At 69.1% G+C, this 18,534-nt stretch carries 16 protein-coding genes; 7 read left to right on the forward strand and 9 right to left on the reverse strand.

Annotation, left to right across the window (positions count from 1 at the left end):
- Positions 1-67: 67 nt before the first annotated feature.
- Positions 68-1,189, reverse strand: coding sequence for a PE-PGRS family protein (locus ACGFML_RS37635; RefSeq protein ID WP_393550388.1), 1,122 nt, complete (start codon positions 1,187-1,189; stop codon positions 68-70).
- Positions 1,190-1,309: 120 nt separating this feature from the next.
- The gene (locus ACGFML_RS37640) at positions 1,310-1,639 is read right to left on the reverse strand and encodes a hypothetical protein (RefSeq protein WP_393550390.1); all 330 of its coding nucleotides are present in this window, start codon (positions 1,637-1,639) and stop codon (positions 1,310-1,312) included.
- 426 nt (positions 1,640-2,065) lie between these two features.
- Here ACGFML_RS37640 and ACGFML_RS37645 point away from each other — a divergent pair, with 426 nt between their 5' ends.
- Positions 2,066-2,365 carry a hypothetical protein gene (locus tag ACGFML_RS37645; protein WP_393550391.1) on the forward strand — a complete coding sequence of 100 codons (300 nt, stop codon included), beginning with the start codon at positions 2,066-2,068 and terminating at the stop codon, positions 2,363-2,365.
- Positions 2,366-2,879: 514 nt separating this feature from the next.
- On the opposite strand, the gene ACGFML_RS37650 is transcribed toward ACGFML_RS37645, so the two are convergent.
- The 3 genes from ACGFML_RS37650 to ACGFML_RS37660 all read right to left on the reverse strand — a co-directional run bounded on the left by ACGFML_RS37650 (position 2,880) and on the right by ACGFML_RS37660 (position 4,719).
- Positions 2,880-3,239, reverse strand: coding sequence for a hypothetical protein (locus ACGFML_RS37650; RefSeq protein ID WP_393550393.1), 360 nt, complete (start codon positions 3,237-3,239; stop codon positions 2,880-2,882).
- Positions 3,240-3,252: 13 nt separating this feature from the next.
- Positions 3,253-4,302, reverse strand: coding sequence for a hypothetical protein (locus ACGFML_RS37655; protein WP_393550395.1), 1,050 nt, complete (start codon positions 4,300-4,302; stop codon positions 3,253-3,255).
- A 78-nt stretch (positions 4,303-4,380) separates the two neighbouring features.
- Positions 4,381-4,719, reverse strand: coding sequence for a hypothetical protein (locus tag ACGFML_RS37660; RefSeq protein WP_393550397.1), 339 nt, complete (start codon positions 4,717-4,719; stop codon positions 4,381-4,383).
- Between the two features lie 150 nt (positions 4,720-4,869).
- Here ACGFML_RS37660 and ACGFML_RS37665 point away from each other — a divergent pair, with 150 nt between their 5' ends.
- Both ACGFML_RS37665 and ACGFML_RS37670 read left to right on the forward strand, forming a co-directional pair.
- Positions 4,870-5,601, forward strand: coding sequence for a hypothetical protein (locus tag ACGFML_RS37665; protein WP_393550398.1), 732 nt, complete (start codon positions 4,870-4,872; stop codon positions 5,599-5,601).
- A gap of 154 nt (positions 5,602-5,755) precedes the next feature.
- Complete coding sequence (locus tag ACGFML_RS37670; protein WP_393550400.1) at positions 5,756-6,592, forward strand: GIDE domain-containing protein; 837 nt, start codon at positions 5,756-5,758, stop codon at positions 6,590-6,592.
- 168 nt (positions 6,593-6,760) lie between these two features.
- Here ACGFML_RS37670 and ACGFML_RS37675 read toward each other — a convergent pair whose 3' ends face one another.
- The 3 genes from ACGFML_RS37675 to ACGFML_RS37685 all read right to left on the reverse strand — a co-directional run bounded on the left by ACGFML_RS37675 (position 6,761) and on the right by ACGFML_RS37685 (position 10,863).
- Positions 6,761-8,083 carry an SUKH-4 family immunity protein gene (locus ACGFML_RS37675; protein WP_393550402.1) on the reverse strand — a complete coding sequence of 441 codons (1,323 nt, stop codon included), beginning with the start codon at positions 8,081-8,083 and terminating at the stop codon, positions 6,761-6,763.
- Complete coding sequence (locus ACGFML_RS37680) at positions 8,080-10,170, reverse strand: ATP-binding protein (protein ID WP_393550404.1); 2,091 nt, start codon at positions 10,168-10,170, stop codon at positions 8,080-8,082. The genes ACGFML_RS37675 and ACGFML_RS37680 overlap by 4 nt, the downstream gene beginning before the upstream one ends.
- 285 nt (positions 10,171-10,455) lie before the next feature.
- Positions 10,456-10,863, reverse strand: a complete 408-nt coding sequence (locus ACGFML_RS37685) for a hypothetical protein (RefSeq protein WP_393550406.1) — start codon at positions 10,861-10,863, stop codon at positions 10,456-10,458.
- Positions 10,864-11,102: 239 nt separating this feature from the next.
- Between ACGFML_RS37685 and ACGFML_RS37690 the strand changes: the two genes are divergently transcribed.
- Entirely contained in the window at positions 11,103-11,411 is a 309-nt protein-coding gene (locus tag ACGFML_RS37690) for a hypothetical protein (RefSeq protein ID WP_393550408.1), read from the forward strand.
- Positions 11,408-12,082 (forward strand): WXG100 family type VII secretion target, encoded by a 675-nt coding sequence (locus tag ACGFML_RS37695; protein ID WP_393550410.1) that lies wholly within the window; start codon positions 11,408-11,410, stop codon positions 12,080-12,082. Before ACGFML_RS37690 ends, ACGFML_RS37695 begins: the two co-directional genes overlap by 4 nt.
- Positions 12,083-12,179: 97 nt before the next feature.
- Here ACGFML_RS37695 and eccCa read toward each other — a convergent pair whose 3' ends face one another.
- A complete protein-coding gene (eccCa, locus tag ACGFML_RS37700) occupies positions 12,180-16,133 on the reverse strand; it encodes a type VII secretion protein EccCa (RefSeq protein ID WP_393550412.1) in 3,954 nt (1,317 codons plus the stop codon).
- A gap of 253 nt (positions 16,134-16,386) precedes the next feature.
- Between eccCa and eccD the strand changes: the two genes are divergently transcribed.
- Both eccD and rpsO read left to right on the forward strand, forming a co-directional pair.
- A complete protein-coding gene (gene eccD / locus ACGFML_RS37705; RefSeq protein WP_393550414.1) occupies positions 16,387-17,850 on the forward strand; it encodes a type VII secretion integral membrane protein EccD in 1,464 nt (487 codons plus the stop codon).
- 152 nt (positions 17,851-18,002) lie between these two features.
- Positions 18,003-18,290, forward strand: coding sequence for a 30S ribosomal protein S15 (gene rpsO / locus ACGFML_RS37710; protein WP_030991941.1), 288 nt, complete (start codon positions 18,003-18,005; stop codon positions 18,288-18,290).
- The last annotated feature ends 244 nt before the right edge of the window (positions 18,291-18,534 follow it).

Genomic DNA, 18,534 nt, shown 5'->3' on the forward strand with positions numbered 1-18,534 from the left:
AGCCCCTCTGCGGACCATCCCGCAGAGGGGCTGAAGGCATCGCGGCAACAAAGAATGCCAGCGCTGCTCAGCCGAAGACCGACCGGACGTGTTCCGATACGCCGTTGCGGGCCTCGTCGGTGACGTCCTGGTGGCGGGTGGCGGCGCCGCCGGTGTGGTGGTCGACGCGGCTCTGGGCGTAGTCGAGACCGCGGTTGGTGTGGTGGTCGACGACTTGGTCCCGCTTGTTCTCCGCGTCGCTCTGTACGCGGTCCGCCCAGTGTTGGGGATCGGCGAGGCTGGTGACGCCGTCCTTGTACTCGTTGACGCGGTCGGTGGCGTCTTTCTTGACGTCCTCGACGTATTCGCCGGCCTTTTCCTTGGCGATGTCGGCGGTTTCGCCCCAGTCGATTCCGTCGCGTGCGCCGAAGTGGTTCTCGATGCCCTGTCCGACGAGGTTGCCGGCCATCTCTTCGCCGGCTTCCCTCGCCTTGTCCTTGGCCCCGTTGACCACGGTCTCCGTGACGAATTCCTTGGCGGAATCCTTGGCGGCCGTGACGACCTTTTCCTTGACCTCTTCCTTGACCGTCGTCTTGACGTAGTTCTTGGCCGCGTCCATGGCCAGTTTGCGGGCTTCCTTGGACATCGCCTTCTTGGCCATGGCCTTGATCGCGTCCATGGTGGCGTGTTCCATCGCCTTGGTCGCCGCCTGCATCACCTCGCGCTTGATCTTGTCGAGGATTTCGCGGACGATCAGCCGGGTCGCCTGGGTTGCGCCCGCACCGGCGATTTCCGACAGGCCGAGGGTGAAGGGCGCGGAGGCCTGCGCCGCGATGATCTCGACTGCCAGCACGATGAGTTGGGCAATGACCGCCACCTTGCCGGCGATCACCGCGATGGCGGCCGCGTCGAAAGCGAGGGCGATCGTCTCGGCCGCCGCGGCGGCGTCACGGAGGTAGTGGTCACCACTGTCGCCGGTGCCGGCGAAGGCTCCCCACTCCTTCGAGAAGCCCTCGATCGCCTCGCCCGAGTTGGCGCCGAGAACCTCATTGGAGGCCGAAGTGCCGGCGGAGAGTGCCTGGTTGGCCTGTTCGGCGAAGGTGCGCCAGATCGAGGCGCACTCGAAGAGTTTGTCCTCGTCGGCTCCCGGCCAGTCGTAGCCGAGGAGTTCCATGACCCAGGTGACACTTTCCGGCAGTGTCAGTGACACAGTGATCGTCCCCCGTGAAGTGGTGTGCGATTGCCCGGTACGGCGGGCGGAGAAGGAGAGTGCGGTGCCAGTGAGGGGCGGGCTCGAAGCGCGCCGACCTCACCTGGGGCACGGCATGTGTCAGATGTTCGGGCGGGCCACGGCGCTGATGGTGTGGATGCCCTGCTCGTCGGATTCGGCGTACTTCTGGGCCATGGCGTCGAGCTTGTCGCCGATTTCCTCAAGGCGCTCGCCGAGGGAGTCCATCGACGTGAACATCCCGTCCCGGATGGGCTCGTAGATCGTCAGGAAGATTTCGCCGAAGTCGCAGTCCTTGAAGGGGTCTTCGACGCCTTTGAGGTCGTCCTGCAGTTTCTTCGCTGCCTTGGAGAAATCGCTGCCGACGTGGACGAAGGCATTGCCTTGGGTCTTCAGTACGTCTGGATCGACATCAAATGCCTTGCCTGCCACCGTCTCCCCCGATTTTCTGCTGTGCCGCACTACTCATGATGCTTCTTGAAAGGTCCTACATTAGGCGATCTGGATGATGGTGTGTCAAGACGACGGATTGGGGCTGTTGTTGGCAGATGATGGTGGAATGGTGAAGAGTTTCCGGTAGACCGGTGGAAGTATGAATCCGTTGCCATTGCCTGTGGTTGGCGGTGGGGAACGAGGGCTGATCGAGCGTGGTTGACGGTCGACGGTCGAGGCGCGATGCGGAGCGGCCGTGGACGGTCGTGGGGGTACGGCGCCCGGACCGGTCGCCGGCGTGTGCGTCGCGGGGGGCCTGTGTTGCGGGGGCGGGGCGCGAGGGGTCAGTCAGAAGGGGGAACGGGTCGGGGCGTGTGCCCCGGATCCGGGCGCGCGGCCGATCACCGGTCCCGTAGCATCCCGCTCATGGACGCAACCGGCAATGAGCAGCCGCTTTCCGAGATTCCCGCAGGCATGACGCCACGCCAGGCACGCCGAATACGCATCATCCTGGCCTCGGTCCTGATGGGGGCGGTGGCGCTGGTGCTCGCGATCCGCCTGGCGTCCCGGCATTCGGTGCTGGTGGTCGGGGTCTACGGGGCCGCGCTGGTGCTCTGCGGCGTGGTGATCGAGCTGAGCCGCAACGGCCGTACCCGGTTGGGTACTTGGTTGTTGGTCATCGGTCTGGTGGCGGCTCTGGCCGCGGACTGGTTGTTGTTGCCCTGAAGGCTCGCAACCGGCCGGTTGGCGGGAGGTGGGGCGTCCCGTAGGCGGCAAGGGGGCGCCGCGCTGTTCCCCTTCATGCTGGAAGAGGCCGTTTCATCGCTTCAGTGCACGGCCGGTCCTGGCACTGCAACCACATCTGCGCATGCGGCCTCGGCGTTCGTCATGGGAGTGGGGGCATGGGTCTGGCCCTCTTCCCGCGGTCACCCGTCAGGGCCGGCCTCCAACGTGGCCGTTCGGCCCCAGTGTCCGAGTCGACTTCGCCCGCAGAGACGGGACGTCCCATGGGGCGCCGGGGACGGTCTCTTTCGGCGGCGCTGTCCTGGCTCGTAGGTGCCGGGGGCCTGTCATGGCCGTGGGCATGCTTGATGAAGAACGAGGTCCCGTGCCCTGCGTCGGCCGGACCCAACTGAAGGGCCCGCATCCGAACGTCGGGATGCGGGCCCTTCGGTAGGGCAACCCCAGTCACCGCGAAGGCCGTTGCAGCGTTGCCTTGGGCCGGACTCGGTGACGCAGATCAGTACCTGGAGGCGCGGCGGGCGTCGTGGCCATCGCGCGGGGCGTCCTCATCAGGATCCCGCTCCCGGACGGCCTGACGCTCCTGCGGGGACATCGACCGCCACTCATCCCTGAGCGGGGCCAGCCCCGCACCCAGCGCTTGGTTCCCGGCCGGGTCGTCCAGGGCGTCCTTGAGCTCAAGCCGTCCGCTGAGCATCTTCCGCGCCAACTCCTTCAACGCCTCGGGTGCCTTGGCGTTGTCGCGGACCGCGCGGAGGGACTTGGTGAGGTGCTCGTTCTGCTCCTCGGTGAGGTCCTTCTCCTCGATGGGGTAGTCGCGCTCACCGAGAGCGTCGGAATTGCTGTTGCTGTTGCGCATCGTGGGGTTCCTGTCAGCCGAAGGCGTTACGGGCCCGGTCGGCCTCGTCCCGGCCGCTGCGAGTAGTGGGGGGCGGAGGCGGGGTCGGAGCGGGGGCAGGCGTGGGCGGGGTGGGAGTCGGGTTTGGTGCCGTCGGCTCTTCCTCGTCCGGCTCCGGCCTCTTCTTCGTGCCGAATTCGTATGCTTCCCTGAGGCCCTTGACCGATTCCTCGTGCCCTTCCCACACCTTTTTGGCGCCGCCGGAAAAGTCGCCTCCCGCCATCATCCCGAGTCCTTGGCCCTCGTGATAGGCGCCGACGGCGACCCTGCCTGCACCACTTGCCTTGAAGTCGTACCCGCCGTCCTTGCCCGCCTTGAATTCGCCCGCGACCGGCTTCAGCGTCGGGTTGACCGCCGACACTCCAAGGGCGGTGAAGTCGACGCCGTCCTGTTGGCCTGTGACATTCTTGATCAGCTGCTTTTCGGCTTCTTTTCTGACCGACTTAATGGTTTTTTCCGTGAGATCGCCGAGGATCTCCCCGGCTCTCTTGACCACCCTCTGCTCCAGGGCCTCCACGACCTTGGCGGATATCCTCTCCGCCCCTTCGGTGAGGATCCGCCGGATGATCGTCCTGACCAGAACGATCCGGCCGGCCAGAGTGGCCTCGGAGGCGCCGAGGCTGACCACGGCCGTCGCCTGCGCGATCGCGAACTCGATGGCCAGCTCGATGAGCTGAGCGATGATGGCGAGCTTTATCGCCAGGATGACCATGGCGCAGAAATCGAGCAGGAATGCCAGCACCTCGGCCGCACCCGACAGGGCATCCAAGTAGCCGATGGCGAGGAGCCCGTCATCCGCGAATTTGCCCCAAGCTTCCCCGAAAGCGTCGATGGCCTCACCGGAGTTGGAACTGCGCACCTTGTTGGCGGTGGCCGCTCCATCGCTCTTGCACTGATCGCAGGCCTTACCGAAGCTGCGCCAGGCGTCCGCCGCCTCCTTCATCTTGTCCTCGTCGATATTGGGCCAGTCGAAGCCCAGGAGGTCCAAGAGCCAGTCGAGCTCGACGGGCAACACGATGGACAAGACGAACTCCCCCTAGAAGCACAGGTGTGGTGGGTTGGTAGACGGGCGGCGAAATGAGCCGGAGAGGGGCCGGGAGGGTCAGGCGTGGCCCTCGGGCGCAGCCCGCTTGAGGGTGGAGATCTGCTCCTGCTCAGTGGCCTGGTACTCGTTGGCGATCTTGTTGAGATTGCTTCCGAGCTCGCCGAGCTTCTTCTGGAGGACGGGCAGAAGCAGCCGGATGTCCCTACTCACCTCGGTGTAGCCCGTGATGAGTGGCTTGATGAGTTTGACCTCATCGGTTCCCCAGGCCGCTTCGCACGCGGCGATCTTGTCCGTGGACTGCTTGGTGTCAGTACCGAATTCGGAGGAGATGCCGACGAAACTTTTACCTTGTTGCTTGAGCGCGTCCGCATCGACGTTGTACCCAGAACCTGCCATGGAGTCCCCCTGTTGCCGGCCGCACGTCACGTAGGTCCGATAAGCCTACCGGTGTACGGTGGTCGCCGCCGCGCTGGGGAGCAGGCGACACACAGTCTCCACAGCCCGGCTTCCGCCCGGCACACGGCACCCGTTCCGCACCTCGGCCGCATGCCTGCAACGCTGCCGCGAAAGGCGTCCTCCACTGTGTCCCACCCGCCTCAGTCCCCGCAGACATCTCCCTCTCACCTGTCGACGCCGACGCCCGAAACTCCGTTCCGTGAACGCAGCGGACTGGGCCTTCTCTTCATCATCGGTTTCCTTGGGCTCACTCCCTGGTTCGCTTTCCAGGCGGTGAACGCGGGCGGCTTCATCGGTGATCATGGCGTTTTCACGGTACGGAGCTGTAAGGAGGTCGTCCGGGACACCACCCAATACGGCTCCCGTGGCGACAAAACCGACGAGACGAGGAAGGCCGGTTGCCACGGCACGTTCCGTTCCGACGACGGCAAGATTGTGGATCACGGCGTATACGTCTCCTTCACCGCCGATGATGTTGCGGAGAACGGCGACGCATTCCTCTCCCACCTTCTCGGAGGTGACGCTCCGGGCAGCAAGGTCTCGGTGCAGCACCGTGGCCCCGGCTCCGTATTCGGCAGCGGATATACACCGGCCAATCCCCACAAGGCCAGCCTCTCGTCCTGGATGGCGTTCTTTGGGTTTGCCCTGCTCGGCCTCGGGATCTTCTTGTTGGCCGCGAACTGGCCCCGGAGCAAAGGTCCCTCGCTCGGCCAAGCCTGGCGGCACTCGGTGGGCCCGGGAACCCGCGGCGTCGTCATCGGGCTGCTGGCAGTGAGCATCGTGGGTGGCATCTCCGCTCAGCTGGTCGTCCTCTTCTCGTGAGGAACGGGCCAACGCGGTGCCGCTGGAGGTCTTTCCTGGTGCGGGGTGGTCGTGCCCGTCAGCGACGAGGGGCGCCAGTTGTCCAGGGATTTCGACGAGCTCTTCCGCAGGTTCCGCGAGCTCTTCCGCTGACGTACGACATCGACAGAAGGGTATGAGTCATATGCTTGCGTTCCTGGGGTTGTTCTTCCTGGTTCTGAGTGTGGTGTGCGTCTTCCAGGTTCTGCGCGCGAGGCAGCGCATCAACGCCATGGTGACCACCGAGTCGGTGTCGTCGCGCGAACTGCGCGAGCTGCATCAGTCGGCGCTGAGTACGGCCGGCGCCGATGCGTTCCGGCGTCATGTCGATGTGGCAGGAACTGCCCGTCCCCACCCCAGCGGTTCGTTGACATCCCAGCTGGGCCGGACGGAGTGCGTGTGGTTCCGTACCAGGATCACGCGCCAGTACGAGATCCGGAGAAAGGCTTCGAGCTCGGCCGAATACGGCGGCGACCGCGTCACTCGCAAGAGCGAGGTGGTCTCCGATGCCATCAGCGCCACTCCCTTCCTCGTCGAGGACGCATCCGGCTCCGTCGTCGTACTCCCCGCGCAGCACATCGTCGACCACGCGCCCAAGACGATGGACCACTTCGAGGCCTACCAGGCCCACCGGGCCGACCAGCAGCCTGGTCACCACAACCCGAGCGGTGTCCGGACGGCACTCGACTTCCTCGACCCCTCGACCGAACACACCCTCGGCCACCAGCAGGAGGAGTGGGTCGTCCGGGCAGACGCGCAGTTCTATGTACGCGGCGAGGCCCGTGACGACGAGCGCGGCGAGCTGGTCATCGGCCCCCCGTCGGACGGCAGTCCGTTCCTGATGACCGCCAGGTCCCAGGAGGAGCTCATGTCCGTCGAGCGGGGCAAGAGGGATGTGTTCGCCATCATGGCCGTGGGTGCCTGTGTGCTCGGGCTGCTTGCGCTCGGGGGCCACTGGCTGCTCAACGGCTGACAGACGACCGCCGGCGAGGGGGGCTCATGACCGGCCGCCACAACCCTGCGCCCGCGGCCGGCGGCCTGTGGGAAGCGGCGGAGATTCACCACAGGGACCGCCCGCTCGCGCAGTAACGGGGCGGGCGTCCCATGCCTCCGCGGACGTGCCCCCTCCCGAAGCCACCCCTCAGAACAACCCGTGCCACATCTGCTCGATGATCAGCGACCACCAGTTGCCCTCGTCGTCCAGCGCCCACGAGTCGATCGCCGCGAGCTGTTCCTGGAAGGCGGCCACCGCCGTGCCCGCCGCACGCGGGTCCATGCCCTGCATCTGCTGCCGGGTGGTCACCAGGAGGGCGAGCGAGCGCAGGTAGGCGGCGAGGGTGCGGTTGGTGAAACGGCCGCCGCCGGACGTCGGCTGGACCGCCCAGACGGTGCCGATCAGACTCTGGTTCTGCTCGGGGGCGGTGCACTGCACGGCCATGGTGTAGAGACCGTCGGTGCCGATCCGGACGTAGCCGGAGAGGGTCTCGAGGGTTTCCTCGCGGGCCTCCGTACCGGTCTGCCGGAGGTACGTGGCGACGTCGGTGAGCAGGCCGCCGGCGGGCGGGGCATCGGGGCGGTCGGCGGTGAAGAAGTACGGGACCTCGATCGGCAGGCCGGCCCAGGTCAGGGTCTTCCTGGCGGCTTCGGGGAGCTGGGTGGCGGCGGTGTCGTCGGCGTCGGGGCGGAAGACGCCCTGGGGGCCGAAGACCTCCGCGAGGTGCTTGCCCAGTGCCACGTCGCGCATCGCCGGGGCGGGTTCGACGCGCTCCGGCACCGGCAGCCGGTGCGGCCGCGGCGGTGCCTGCTGCCCGGCGATCTGGTGCATCATCTCGACGTGCCGCAGCAGCCCGGCGACGCCCTCGGCACGCTCCTCGGGACGCATGCCGTAGCCCTCGGTGCAGGAGAACTGGGCGTTGGGGAAGGCACGGAAGACGAAGTCGCCCGGGTAGCCGCCGGGCAGCAGCGCGGGGCGCAGGTCGGTGTGCACCGCGCGGACGTCCTCGCCGCGTACGCCGAGCCGCCGGAGTTCCGCGGAGAGCTGGTGCTCGGCGGGCGGGAGACCCGGGGCCGAGACCCGGGCGAGGCTGGTCTCCTCGCCCGTGGACGGGTCGTCGTACGTGGCCACGGCGGTGTTTCCGGGGCCGGTGACCGGCGGCTGCTGGGCCGCCGCACCCGCGCCCGCGCCGTGCTTCTGCTGGTACATCCGGACGACCTCGTCGACCGGCACGGACGGCCAGACCGTCAGCTCGCCGGAGGCGCGGTCCACGACGCCGCATGCGGTGCCGACCTCGGCGGGCGGGCGACGCTGTCCGGTCTGCGGGTCGACCTCCGGGGGCGGCGGAACGGCCCACACCACCCAGCCGAGGTCGAACTCCTGCATGGCCACCTCGCGCACCGGGCCCTGGTGCCCTTCGGGGTTGAGCCAGCGGGCGGCGGTGGCGTGTGCCTGCGCCTGGGTGATCACGAGTGGTCTCCTTCGAGGCCGGAGGAAGCATCCGGGTCGGCGGATGCGTCGGAGTCGGTGGTGCCGGTGCGCTGGGCCGGCACGGTGGGGGCTGCCGCGTCGGCGGGCGCGGGGGCGGGGACGATGATCTGCCGGGCGGTCACGCCGCGCTCCGTGGCGACGACGAGGACGCCGTCCGGAGACAGGTCGGCGCCGGTGAACGGGGTGTCCGAGATCAGCGCCGTCACCACCTCCTGGCTCTGCCGGGCCCACACCCGCAGATAGTCGGCGCCACGGCTGAAGCCGAACGGCGCCGCCTCCAGTGCCTCGTCCGAGGGCCGTCGCACCTGCTCCGGGTCGGCTTCGACGTACCCGGGCCGCATCAGGTCGTGGAGGAGCACGGCGGGGCCGCCGTCGGCGCTGTCGTCGCCCTGCGCGGGACGGGAGCCGGGCGTGCCCTCGGGAACGAGGAAGGCCGCCACCCGACGCGCACCGTCCCCCTCGGACTCCTCCGCCGGCGGCAGGGAGCCGGTCGTCACCGCGCCCACTCCGGCGAGCGGCACGCTCCACAACGTGCGCCACGGCAGCGCGAAGCCGAGGGCGTGCAACGCGTCCGCGTACGGGGCCAGCCCGTCCTCGACGAACGCGGTCTCCAGGAGCGCCGCCCGCATGTCCGCCGGTGCCTGGGAGCGGGTGAGCAGGGGAGCGGTCCGCAGGTACGTGCGGGCGGGCGCCTCCAGCTCCTCGGCCGGCGCGGCCTCCACGGCGGCCCGCATCGGCACCGGATCGGCGTGCGCGAACAGACCCGGGTCGGTGAGGAGCCGGGGCAGCAGACCGGCCTCGAGGGTGTGCGCCGCGAGGTGGTCGCGGATGTACGGGTCGGCCTTGCCCCAGTCCTGCTCGGGCACCGCCTCCAGCAGCGCCATGGCGATCTCGGTCTGGGCCTCGCGGACGCTGGGGAGCCCGGCGCGGATCTCCTCGGCGATACCGGGGTGCATCAGGCGCAGCAGGGTGCGGGTGCCGTCGCTTCCCTCGGGCTCCGCATTCCCGTCCCCGTCCCCGGCCGGCGCCGTGACGGGCGCGATGAACGGCGCGGCCAGCAGCATGCCGTCCGCGATGTCCTGGTTCATGTCCCGCCCGGCGACGGCGCCGGCCAGGGTGCCCAGCAGTTCGACGGGCAGCCCCCTGCCCTCGGCGAACGCCAGCGGTGCCAGCATCAGCCGCAGCGTCTGCGGATCGGCGCCCAGGCGGCGGGCGTGCAGGTCCAATGCCTCGCCGACATCGGTCGGCAGCTGGGACTCGTCGGCCGGGTCGAAGCCCTCGGGCTGCGTCAGCAGCGACTGCACGGCGAGCTGCACCGTCAGCCGGCTGCCGCCCGCGCGCCGGGCCATTGCCTCGGCGAGCGCCCGGCGCGCGGCCGGATCGGTGGTGTACGGGAGCTCGGGGGCGCCGAAGTCCGGATCGAGCACGGTCTCGGCGTGCAGCACCAGGCCCTCGGGATCGGCCCACTCGGGCTCGTCGAGGTCGATGATCTGCACCTGGCCGCGCGGTAGCGACCCGGCGAGCTCGGTGGCCAGTTCACGGGGAGCATCGGCGAGCAGCTGAACCGTCTCCGTGGCGGCGAGCGGCGCCAGGACGTCCCGTACGAGGCGAGCCGGTTCGTTCGCGGCCCGTACCGGACCGGCCGCATCGACGTCCGGCACCACGATCGTCACCGGCTCTTCCAGAGCGGCGAGTTCCCCGAAGATGTCCTCGGCGTGGGTCGCCCGCAGTCCGAAGTGGTCCGCGATCAGCCACTGCACCTGTGCGGCGGTCCGCATCGCGGGGGCCGGTACGGCAGGCGGCGGGAGGTCCGGGGGGATGGTCGCCGGATCCATGTCGTCCAGCGGCAGTTGCTTGCGGAACTCGGGATCACACATCATCAGGAAGCCGGTGAGCAGCCTCGAGCGCCCGCTGCCCGGGCTTCCGGTGAGCACGATGACCCGGGGCGCACCGGGCCACCGCATACGCCAGGCAGCGAGCGCGCGGAGCGCTGCGCTGCGCCCTCCGATGAACGGATGCGGCTCGTATCCGGGCCTGGTGGCATTGCCTTCGGCTGCGGCGCTCATGACTTCTTCGGCCCCCATCGATCCCGGCGTCCACTCCCGTGGAATCCTGCGTCTATCTGCCCGATCCTATGATCCGGCGCACCCGTGCGGAGCCGCCGGGTCCCGGCTGTTCCGGAACCGGAACATGCAGGCCGGGGCCGATGGGGAACGGAAGCGGATCCGGACGATCGCCCCGGCCCGACATGCTGAACCCGGCCGGGCTCCACTCGGTTCCGCTCGAGTCACCCGAACCGCGTCACGGCCACGGGAACGGCGGCGACCACCTCGGCGGCCGCGACGCCGTGCTCAGCCGCGGTGTCCGCCGCTCCGGCCGCCGCGCCGCGGACCGGTCACGATGTTGCCGGAGGGGCCGTCGCGCTCGGCGCGCTCCTCGGCCTCCTTCTCCTCCTGCTCCTTCTGCCACTTGGTGAACTGCTCGCGCGACTCTTCCCGCTCCGCCATGGTCTGGTTCTCCGCGGCCCGACGGATCTGGTTCATCCGGTTGCCCAGCGCATCCATGTAGCCCGGCGTCTCGATGGCTTCCTTCATGCCGATCCGTCCGGAGAGCACCTCCTTGGCCATCTCCTGGAGTTTGCCGCCGACGTTGGGGTTGTCCCTCAGCGTCGTGAGGGCCTTGCGCAGCCGGTGCGCCTGCTCCGGATCCGCGGCGACGTCCATCAGGTCCTCGTCCTGGATATGCCGCTCATTGCTCATCGGGTCCCCCTTGGCTGTGGTGGCGCAGCGACTCCATGTGCTGCGCCGGCGTGCTGAGTGTAATGAGGGGTGTGAACAGGGCGTCAAGACGAAGTTGTCGGCATTGCCGGGTATTGGTCCGTATGTATTCCACGGTGTGGCCGGCGGTCGTTCCCCAGGGGACTCCGGGGCTCGTGCGGGTGTGCTAGACCTGAGACGGAGTGGAGCAGCTGGCTGCCAGGGAACAACGGGGAGAATCGATGTCCGACGAAGTCCGGCTCAGTTCGGAGGAGTTGCACAAGCTCGGTGCGACCTTCGAGGCACGCGCGGAAGAACTGGGCCGGCAGCTGGCGGCATTCAGACGGCGGGCGGACGCGGAGGCGCTGCGGGACGGCTTCGGCAGTCGCGAGGAGGCCCGGGAGCACCTCGAACGCTACGAGCAGGCCGAGCACGCCCTCGTCCTGCTGCGGGAGCGGCTCGCCGAGGTCGGCGGCGGCATCAGGGAGACCGCGGCGAACGCGCAGGCGGCCGAGGAAGAGCTGGTCGAGATGATGCGGAGCGTCAAGTGAGCGAGCGACGCAACCCCGAGGCACTGCACGAAGCGGCGGCCGGCTGGCGGGACATGGGCACACACCTCGACGGTCTGGTACGCGACCTGGACCGGCACGTCGGCGACGTCGCCGCGAACAACTGGCACGGGCCGGCGGGCGAGGCGTTCGCCGGGGAGTGGCACCGGCTCAAGAGCTCCGTCGACGACTCGCTGCCGGCGTTCGAACTGGCCGCCGTGTCCCTGGAGTCCGCCGCCGAGCAGCCCGCCGACAAGGGCGGTGAGGACCACGGCGGCGACCCGAGCCCGGCACCGGCGAACCACGGATCCTCCGGCGGCCAGCAGTCCGGCACCAACTTCGCCTACGGCTTCATGGCACTCGGCCAGCTCGCCAACGGCCTCGGCGGCGCCTTCCGCAAGCGCGGCGGTGGGGGCGGCGGCCGGCAGGGGCCGACGGCGACGCACCAGTGGGAGACCTCCACGGCGGCGCACGGACCCGACCCCTTCGGGAGGCAGAGCGCCGGCGGGACGACGCGAGGCGGCGAGAACATCGCCAAGGGCGTGCGGACGGACCCGGCAGCGGCGGCCGAGCGGGCGGCCAAGGACGCCAAGGGCGCGGACGCCAAGGCCGGGGACGAGAAGCCCGGGAAGGTCTACACCTCCGAGCCGTCCGCCGGCGGCGCCTTCGGCTGACGCGGGCCATCCGGCCCGGACGCGGGTCACAGCAGACGGCGGTGGGGCGCCCCTCCTGAGAGGGGCGCCCCACCGCCGTCGTCGTGGGTGGTGCCTCCTAGCTGTTCGCCGGCAGCCAGCCCGTCTGGACCAGCTGCGCACCACGCTTGCGCGTGACGAACGTCGCCCGTCCGGGCGTCAGCTTCTGGCCCTTGACGTTGCCCATCAGCGGGCCCTCGCCCGGGTCGGCCGACAGGATCAGACCCTGCGCACCGAGCTCCTTGGTGCGCTGCATGACCGGCTCGAACGAGGACCGGCCGGCGCCCGAGGAACTGCGCGCGATGATCAGGCGCAGGCCCAGGTCACGGGCGAACGGCAGGTACTCCAGCAGCGGCTGCAGCGGGTTGCCGCTGCTGGTCGCCACCAGGTCGTAGTCGTCCACGATCACGAACGCGTCCGGCAGGTCGTACCAGCTGCGGTTGCGCAGCTGCTCCGGCGTGACGTCCGGGCCCGGCATCCGGCGGCCCAGCGAACCCGCCAGCCCGCTGATGACCTCCTGGAGCTGCGGCCCCGCGGCGCAGTACTTGTAGAGATGGCTCTCCGGAATCTCCCCGAGGTGCGCACGCCGGTAGTCGGAGACCACCAGGAGCGCCTTGTCCGAGGCGTACCGCTCCGAGACCTGCTTGGCGATCAGACGCAGCAGCGCCGACTTGCCCGACTCGCTCTCGCCGTAGACGACCAGCAGCGGATCGGTCTCGAAGTCGATGAACGCCGGCGACAGCGTCATCTCGTCGACACCGATCGCGATGCCGTGCTCCGGGTAGTCGCTGCCCTTCGGCAGCTCGTTGACGTGCAGCATCGTCGGCAGCATCCGCACCGCCGGAGCGGGCCGGCCCTGCCAGTTCTCGCTGATCGTCGAGACCAGGTTCGCGACGCCGTCGCTGATCGTCTCCGGGTCGCTCATGCCGTCCAGCCGCGGCAGCGCCGCCAGGAAGTCCAGCTTGTCGGGCGACAGACCACGACCGGGCTTGCCCATCGGGACGTTCTCCGCGCGCTTGCGGTCGAACTCCGACTCCATGGCGTCGCCCAGACGCAGCTCCACACGGTTGAGGAGCTGGTCGCGCAGCGCGGGCCGCACCTCGGTGTAGCGCGAACCGGCGATGATCAGGTGGACGCCGAAACCGAGACCCCGGCCGGCGATGTCCAGGATCACCGGGTCGAGCTGCTCGTAGTCGGTCTTGAACGTCGCCCAGCCATCGATGATCAGGAAGACGTCGCCCCACTTCTCGTCGGGGAAGGCGCCCGCGGCCCGCCGCTGGCGGTACGTCGAGATCGAGTCGATGTTGTTGGAGCGGAAGAACTCCTCGCGCTCGTTGAGGATGCCGACGACCTCGGAGACCGTACGGCGCACCTTCTCGGCGTCCAGACGGGAGGCGACACCGCCGACGTGCGGCAGCCCCTCCATCGACAGCATGCCGCCGCCACCGAAGTCGAGGCAGTAGAACTGCACCTCGGCCGGGGTGTGGGTGAGCGCGAACGCGGCGATGGCGGACCGGATCAGCGTGGACTTGCCCGACTGCGGACCGCCCACGATCAGGCCGTGACCGGCACCGGCGGAGAAGTCCAGGTACATCACGTCACGCCGCTGCTCGAACGGCTTGTCCACCAGCGCGACCGGCACCACGAGCTTGCCCAGCGCGGTGTACTCCGGCGCGTGCACGCCCCGCTCGGGAGTGACCGCGAGCGTCGGCAGCAGCTGGTTGACCGTGGGCGGCTCCTCCAGCGGCGGCAGCCACACCTGGTGCGCCGGCGGGCCCTGACCCTGCATCCGCTGGACGATGACGTCCAGGACGGTGTCGGCGAGCGCGTCGTCCTGCTCCGGCTCGACCGGCTCGACGGGAGTGGGGTCCTCGATGATCTGCTCGATGACCGGGGCGGCCGTGAACGGCACCGGCAGCCGGTTCGTACGGCTGCCACCGGGGCCACCGCCGACACCCGGACCGCGGTAGGCACCGGAGACGTACGCGGCCTTGAACTGGACCATCGTCTCGGTGTCGTACTTCAGGATGCCGGAACCGGGAACGTTCGGCAGGTGGTAGGCGTCCGGCACACCGATCGCGGTCCGCGACTCCGCCGCGGAGAAGGTGCGCAGACCCAGCCGGTAGGAAAGGAACGTGTCCAGACCGCGCAGCTTGCCCTCTTCCAGACGCTGCGAGGCGAGCAGCATGTGCACACCCATCGATCGGCCGATACGGCCGATCTGGATGAACATGTCGATGAAGTCCGGCTTGGCGGTGAGCAGCTCGGAGAACTCGTCGAGCACCATCACCAGCGACGGCAGCGGCTCCAGCGGCGCACCCGCGGCACGCGCCTTCTCGTAGTCGGTGATGTTGGCGTAGTTGCCCGCCGAGCGCAGCAGTTCCTGGCGGCGCTGGAGTTCACCGGTGATCGAGTCGCGCATGCGGTCGATCAGTGTGACGTCCTCACCGAGGTTGGTGATGACCGCCGCGACGTGCGGCATCTCCGACATACCGGTGAAGGTGGCGCCACCCTTGAAGTCCGCGAGGATGAAGTTCAGCGTCTCCGAGGAGTGCGTGACGGCGAGGGCGAGCACCAGGGTGCGCAGCACCTCGGACTTACCGGAACCGGTCGCACCGACACACAGGCCGTGCGGGCCCATGCCCTCCTGCGAGGCCTCCTTGATGTCGAGCATGACGGGCTGGCCGTCCCTGTCGACACCGATCGGCACCCGCAGCCGCTCGTGCAGCGTGCGCGGCCGCCAGGTACGCGACACGTCGAAGGAGCCGGCGTCACCCATGTTCATCAGGTCGGTGAAGTCCAGGTTGGACAGCAGGGGTTCCTCGCCGTCCGCACCGGAACCCGCCCGCAGCGGTGCCAGCTGGCGCGCCAGCGACTCCGCCTCGGGGATCGACAGGGTGTCGCAGACGCCGTGGTAGACCGCGCCGCTCGCCGACTCCAGCACCAGCTTGCCCGGCCAGACCTGGACGGCCAGACCGCCCCGGATCTCGTCCAGGTCACCCGGCACGACCTCCAGGATGGTGACGCCCTGCAGGCCCTCGGCCCCGGCGATCACCGAGTCCATGGGCACCTCGCCGGCGTCCAGGACGATCACCACGTGCGGGGCGTCGGTGACCGGATTGCCCTGCGGGTTGAACCGCCCGCGGCCCTCCAGCTCGTCCGCCAGCAGCTCCTCGATCTCCCCGAGGTCGCCGACGACCAGCCGGCGGGTACCCGCGCCGTCCGTGGTCCGGTGCTGGACCTGCGGCAGCCACTTCGTCCACTCCCACTCCGCCTGCGCACCGGGCGAGGCGACGACCGCCACCACCAGGTCCTCGGGCGAGTGCAGGGTGCACATCTGGGCGAGGATCGCGCGCGAGGCGCCGTAGACCGTGTCCGGGTCACCCGAGACGGTCAGGTGGTAGAAGGCACGCAGCGAGACCGCCAGCGGGAGGTTGTCCAGCTGTCCGTGCTTGTCCAGGAACTCCTTCATCGCATGCGCGGTGAGCGGCTCCAGCTCGTCGACCGGAGCGGTCTCCGGAGCCTTGAGCGGAGTGGCCAGCTGCTGCGGCCCCAGCCCCAGACGTACCTGTGCGAAATCCGCATCGTTCGCCCGGCGTTCCCACACCCGCTTGCCCTCGGCCACGATCGACCACAGCTGGCCCGGGTCGGGGTGGATGTAGAGCTGGGCGTCCCGCTGCTTGCGGGCGGTGCGGCGTACCTCTTTGCGCTTCTGCGCGAGGTACTTGAGGTAGTCCTGCCGCTCCTGGAGCATCTGCCCCGAAGGCCCCTGGCGGGACTTGACAATCTGCATGATCGCCATGGCCAGGGTGGACGCCACCATGAAGCCGCCCATGATCTTCATGAACGGCTGGTTGCCCATGAACAGGAATCCCGCCGACGACGCCATGCCCATCATGGGCATGAAACTCATCAGCAGGTTGTCCGACTCGCCCTCACGGGGAAGCTCGGGAGGCGCCTCCAGTGTCACCTCCTCCGCGGGTACTTGAGGTGGCAGCGCGCGGGGCGGGCGCTTGACGATGACAACGCTCACCGAGGCATCAGTCCTTCATGCATCTCGCAGTCTCGGACCGCCCCCGTTGGTTCGACGGTCCCCCGAGCCAAGTCCTTGGCCCGACGCAGGCGTTGATCCTACTGTTAAGCATCAAGCCATGGGGCGGGTGGGGCAGGGCCTGAACCGGACGGTACGCTGGCGCACCGCGAGCGTGCCACAGCCCCGTGAAGACGGCTTTATATATAGGGCGCGTGACGCGACAAAACGCCCAACGGATAGGGGGAACCGCCAGGTGAGCACGAGCACTGGCACCGGCTTCTGCCGGGTCACAGTCGCCGCGCCGGATGCACGGATCGACGTGGCTCTGCCGGAGGACGTCGCACTCGTCGACATTTATCCGGAGATCCTGCGGCTCTCCGGGCAGTCCCAGGCCGAGGGCGCTCCGACCGGCTACCACCTCGTACGCCGCGACGGCACGGTGCTCGACGCCGGGCAGTCCCTCGCGCAGCAGCAGATCCTCGACGGCGACCTCCTTCTGCTGAAGCCGTTCGCCGAGTCCCTGCCGCTCCCGGTCTTCGACGACGTCTCCGACGCGGTCGCCTCGGCGGTCAAGCAGAACCGCAGCCGGTGGAGCGACGACCTCATGAACTTCGTCGGCCTCACCGCCGGCGTCCTGCTGCTCGTCATGATGGCGTTCGCGCTCTGGTTCTCGAACCCCCTCGACCGCGACATGCACCGGCTGCCCGGCATCATCGCCGGCGTCACCGGCATCGTCCTGGTCGCCCTGGCCGGCGTCCGCGCCCGGGTCTACGACGACCACGGCTCGTCCATCGCCCTCGGCCTCTCCGCCCTGCCGCACCTGTTGATCGCCGGCTCCGGCATCTTCCCGCCACAGGCCGGCGACGGCCCCGGACGCCTGCAGATGCTCGTCGGCTGTGTGACGGTACTGATCGCCTCCGTACTGCTGGTGGTCCTGCTGCCGCGCGGTGACGCCCCCTTCGTGGCCGCCGCGTTCCTGTCCGCCATCGGCACCCTGGCCGTCTTCGCGGCGATCCTCACGGACGCCCGGCCGAGCGAGGTAGCCGCCGTCACCGCCGTCGTCTCGATCGCCATGGTCGCCTGGCTCCCGGGCCTGTCCGCCCGCTTCGCGCGACTGCCCATCGGCTACAAGTCGCCCGACCAGATCGCCAAGGGCTACGACGGCGAGCGCGGCGAGACCGAGTCGGTCGACTTCGTCAAGATCGGCAACCAGGCCAAGCGCGGCCACGAGCTGCTCCTCGGCCTCGTCGCCGGCTGCGCCGCCCTCGTCGTCGGCTCCGCCGGTGTGGTCCTGGGCTTCTCCGACAACATGTGGGCCCAGCTGCTCGCCCTGGCCGCGGGCATCACGATCATGCTCCGCGCCCGGCTCTTCGACTACACCGCCCAGGTCGCCTGCCTGACCATCGCCGGCATCCTCACGATCGTCCTGCTCATCCTGGGCATCGCGCTGAACCCGCCGCAGGAGCTGTTCACCGACCTGCTGCGGTTCAACGACTCGGGCCCGCTCAACATCCGTACCGTCTGGTTCTCCACCAGCATCGCGGCGGGCGCCGCCGTCCTCGTCGGCGTCGGCCTGGTCGTCCCGCGCAAGGGCGTCACCCCCTTCTGGGGCCGGCTCTTCGACATCTTCGACGGCCTGGTCCTGCTGTCCCTGGTCCCGCTGTGCCTCGCGGTCCTGGACGTGTACACCACCGTACGCAGCCTCACCTCGAATTAGCGACGCTGCACCGGCTCACGGCGGCCCCCCGACCACCCGGTCGGGGGGTCGTTCCGTTGCTGGTACCCTGAGTGACGGTCCGATCGAGTCATCCAAGATTCCCTGTGACGTAAACCAGGGGCGCTCGAGGGCCAGACCCAAAAGGAGTCCGCGTGTCGCTCGACGCCGCAACGAAGAAGCAGATCATGACCGAGTTCGCCACCAAGGAAGGTGACACCGGTTCCCCCGAGGTCCAGGTCGCGATGCTTTCCCGCCGCATCTCGGACCTGACCGAGCACCTCAAGACCCACAAGCACGACCACCACTCCCGCCGTGGTCTGCTGCTGCTGGTCGGCCAGCGTCGCCGCCTGCTGCAGTACCTGGCCAAGAAGGACATCACGCGCTTCCGCGCGCTGGTCGAGCGCCTCGGCATCCGCCGTGGCGCGGCGGGCGCCAAGTAAGTCGGTGTTGAGGGAGCGGTTCCCACCGGGGGCCGCTCCCTTTGCCGTACGCGCCGGACGCCTTCGCCACCCCGCGGTGGACGGAAGGTTTGTAGTCTGGTGGCATATCGCAATAGCGAACGCAGGGGAGCGCCTCCTGGCCGCCGGTCCTCGGTAGTGGCCCCCGGAGACTTCCGGGAGCTTCGATCGAAGACCGGCCCGTACGGCGCTCCGCCGCAGAAGGTCCGCTGCCACACGGGCAGCG

It is taken from the genome of Streptomyces sp. NPDC048650 (genome assembly GCF_043199095.1).
Taxonomy (GTDB): Bacteria; Actinomycetota; Actinomycetes; order Streptomycetales; family Streptomycetaceae; genus Streptomyces.

Coding starts and splice junctions, on each gene's coding strand:
- ACGFML_RS37645 (WP_393550391.1), top strand. CDS start 2,066: ATGGACGCAACCGGCAATGAGCAGCCGCTTTCCGAGATTCCCGCAGGC.
- ACGFML_RS37650 (WP_393550393.1), bottom strand. CDS start 3,239: ATGCGCAACAGCAACAGCAATTCCGACGCTCTCGGTGAGCGCGACTAC.
- ACGFML_RS37660 (WP_393550397.1), bottom strand. CDS start 4,719: ATGGCAGGTTCTGGGTACAACGTCGATGCGGACGCGCTCAAGCAACAA.
- ACGFML_RS37665 (WP_393550398.1), top strand. CDS start 4,870: ATGCCTGCAACGCTGCCGCGAAAGGCGTCCTCCACTGTGTCCCACCCG.
- ACGFML_RS37670 (WP_393550400.1), top strand. CDS start 5,756: ATGAGTCATATGCTTGCGTTCCTGGGGTTGTTCTTCCTGGTTCTGAGT.
- ACGFML_RS37680 (WP_393550404.1), bottom strand. CDS start 10,170: ATGAGCGCCGCAGCCGAAGGCAATGCCACCAGGCCCGGATACGAGCCG.
- ACGFML_RS37685 (WP_393550406.1), bottom strand. CDS start 10,863: ATGAGCAATGAGCGGCATATCCAGGACGAGGACCTGATGGACGTCGCC.
- ACGFML_RS37690 (WP_393550408.1), top strand. CDS start 11,103: ATGTCCGACGAAGTCCGGCTCAGTTCGGAGGAGTTGCACAAGCTCGGT.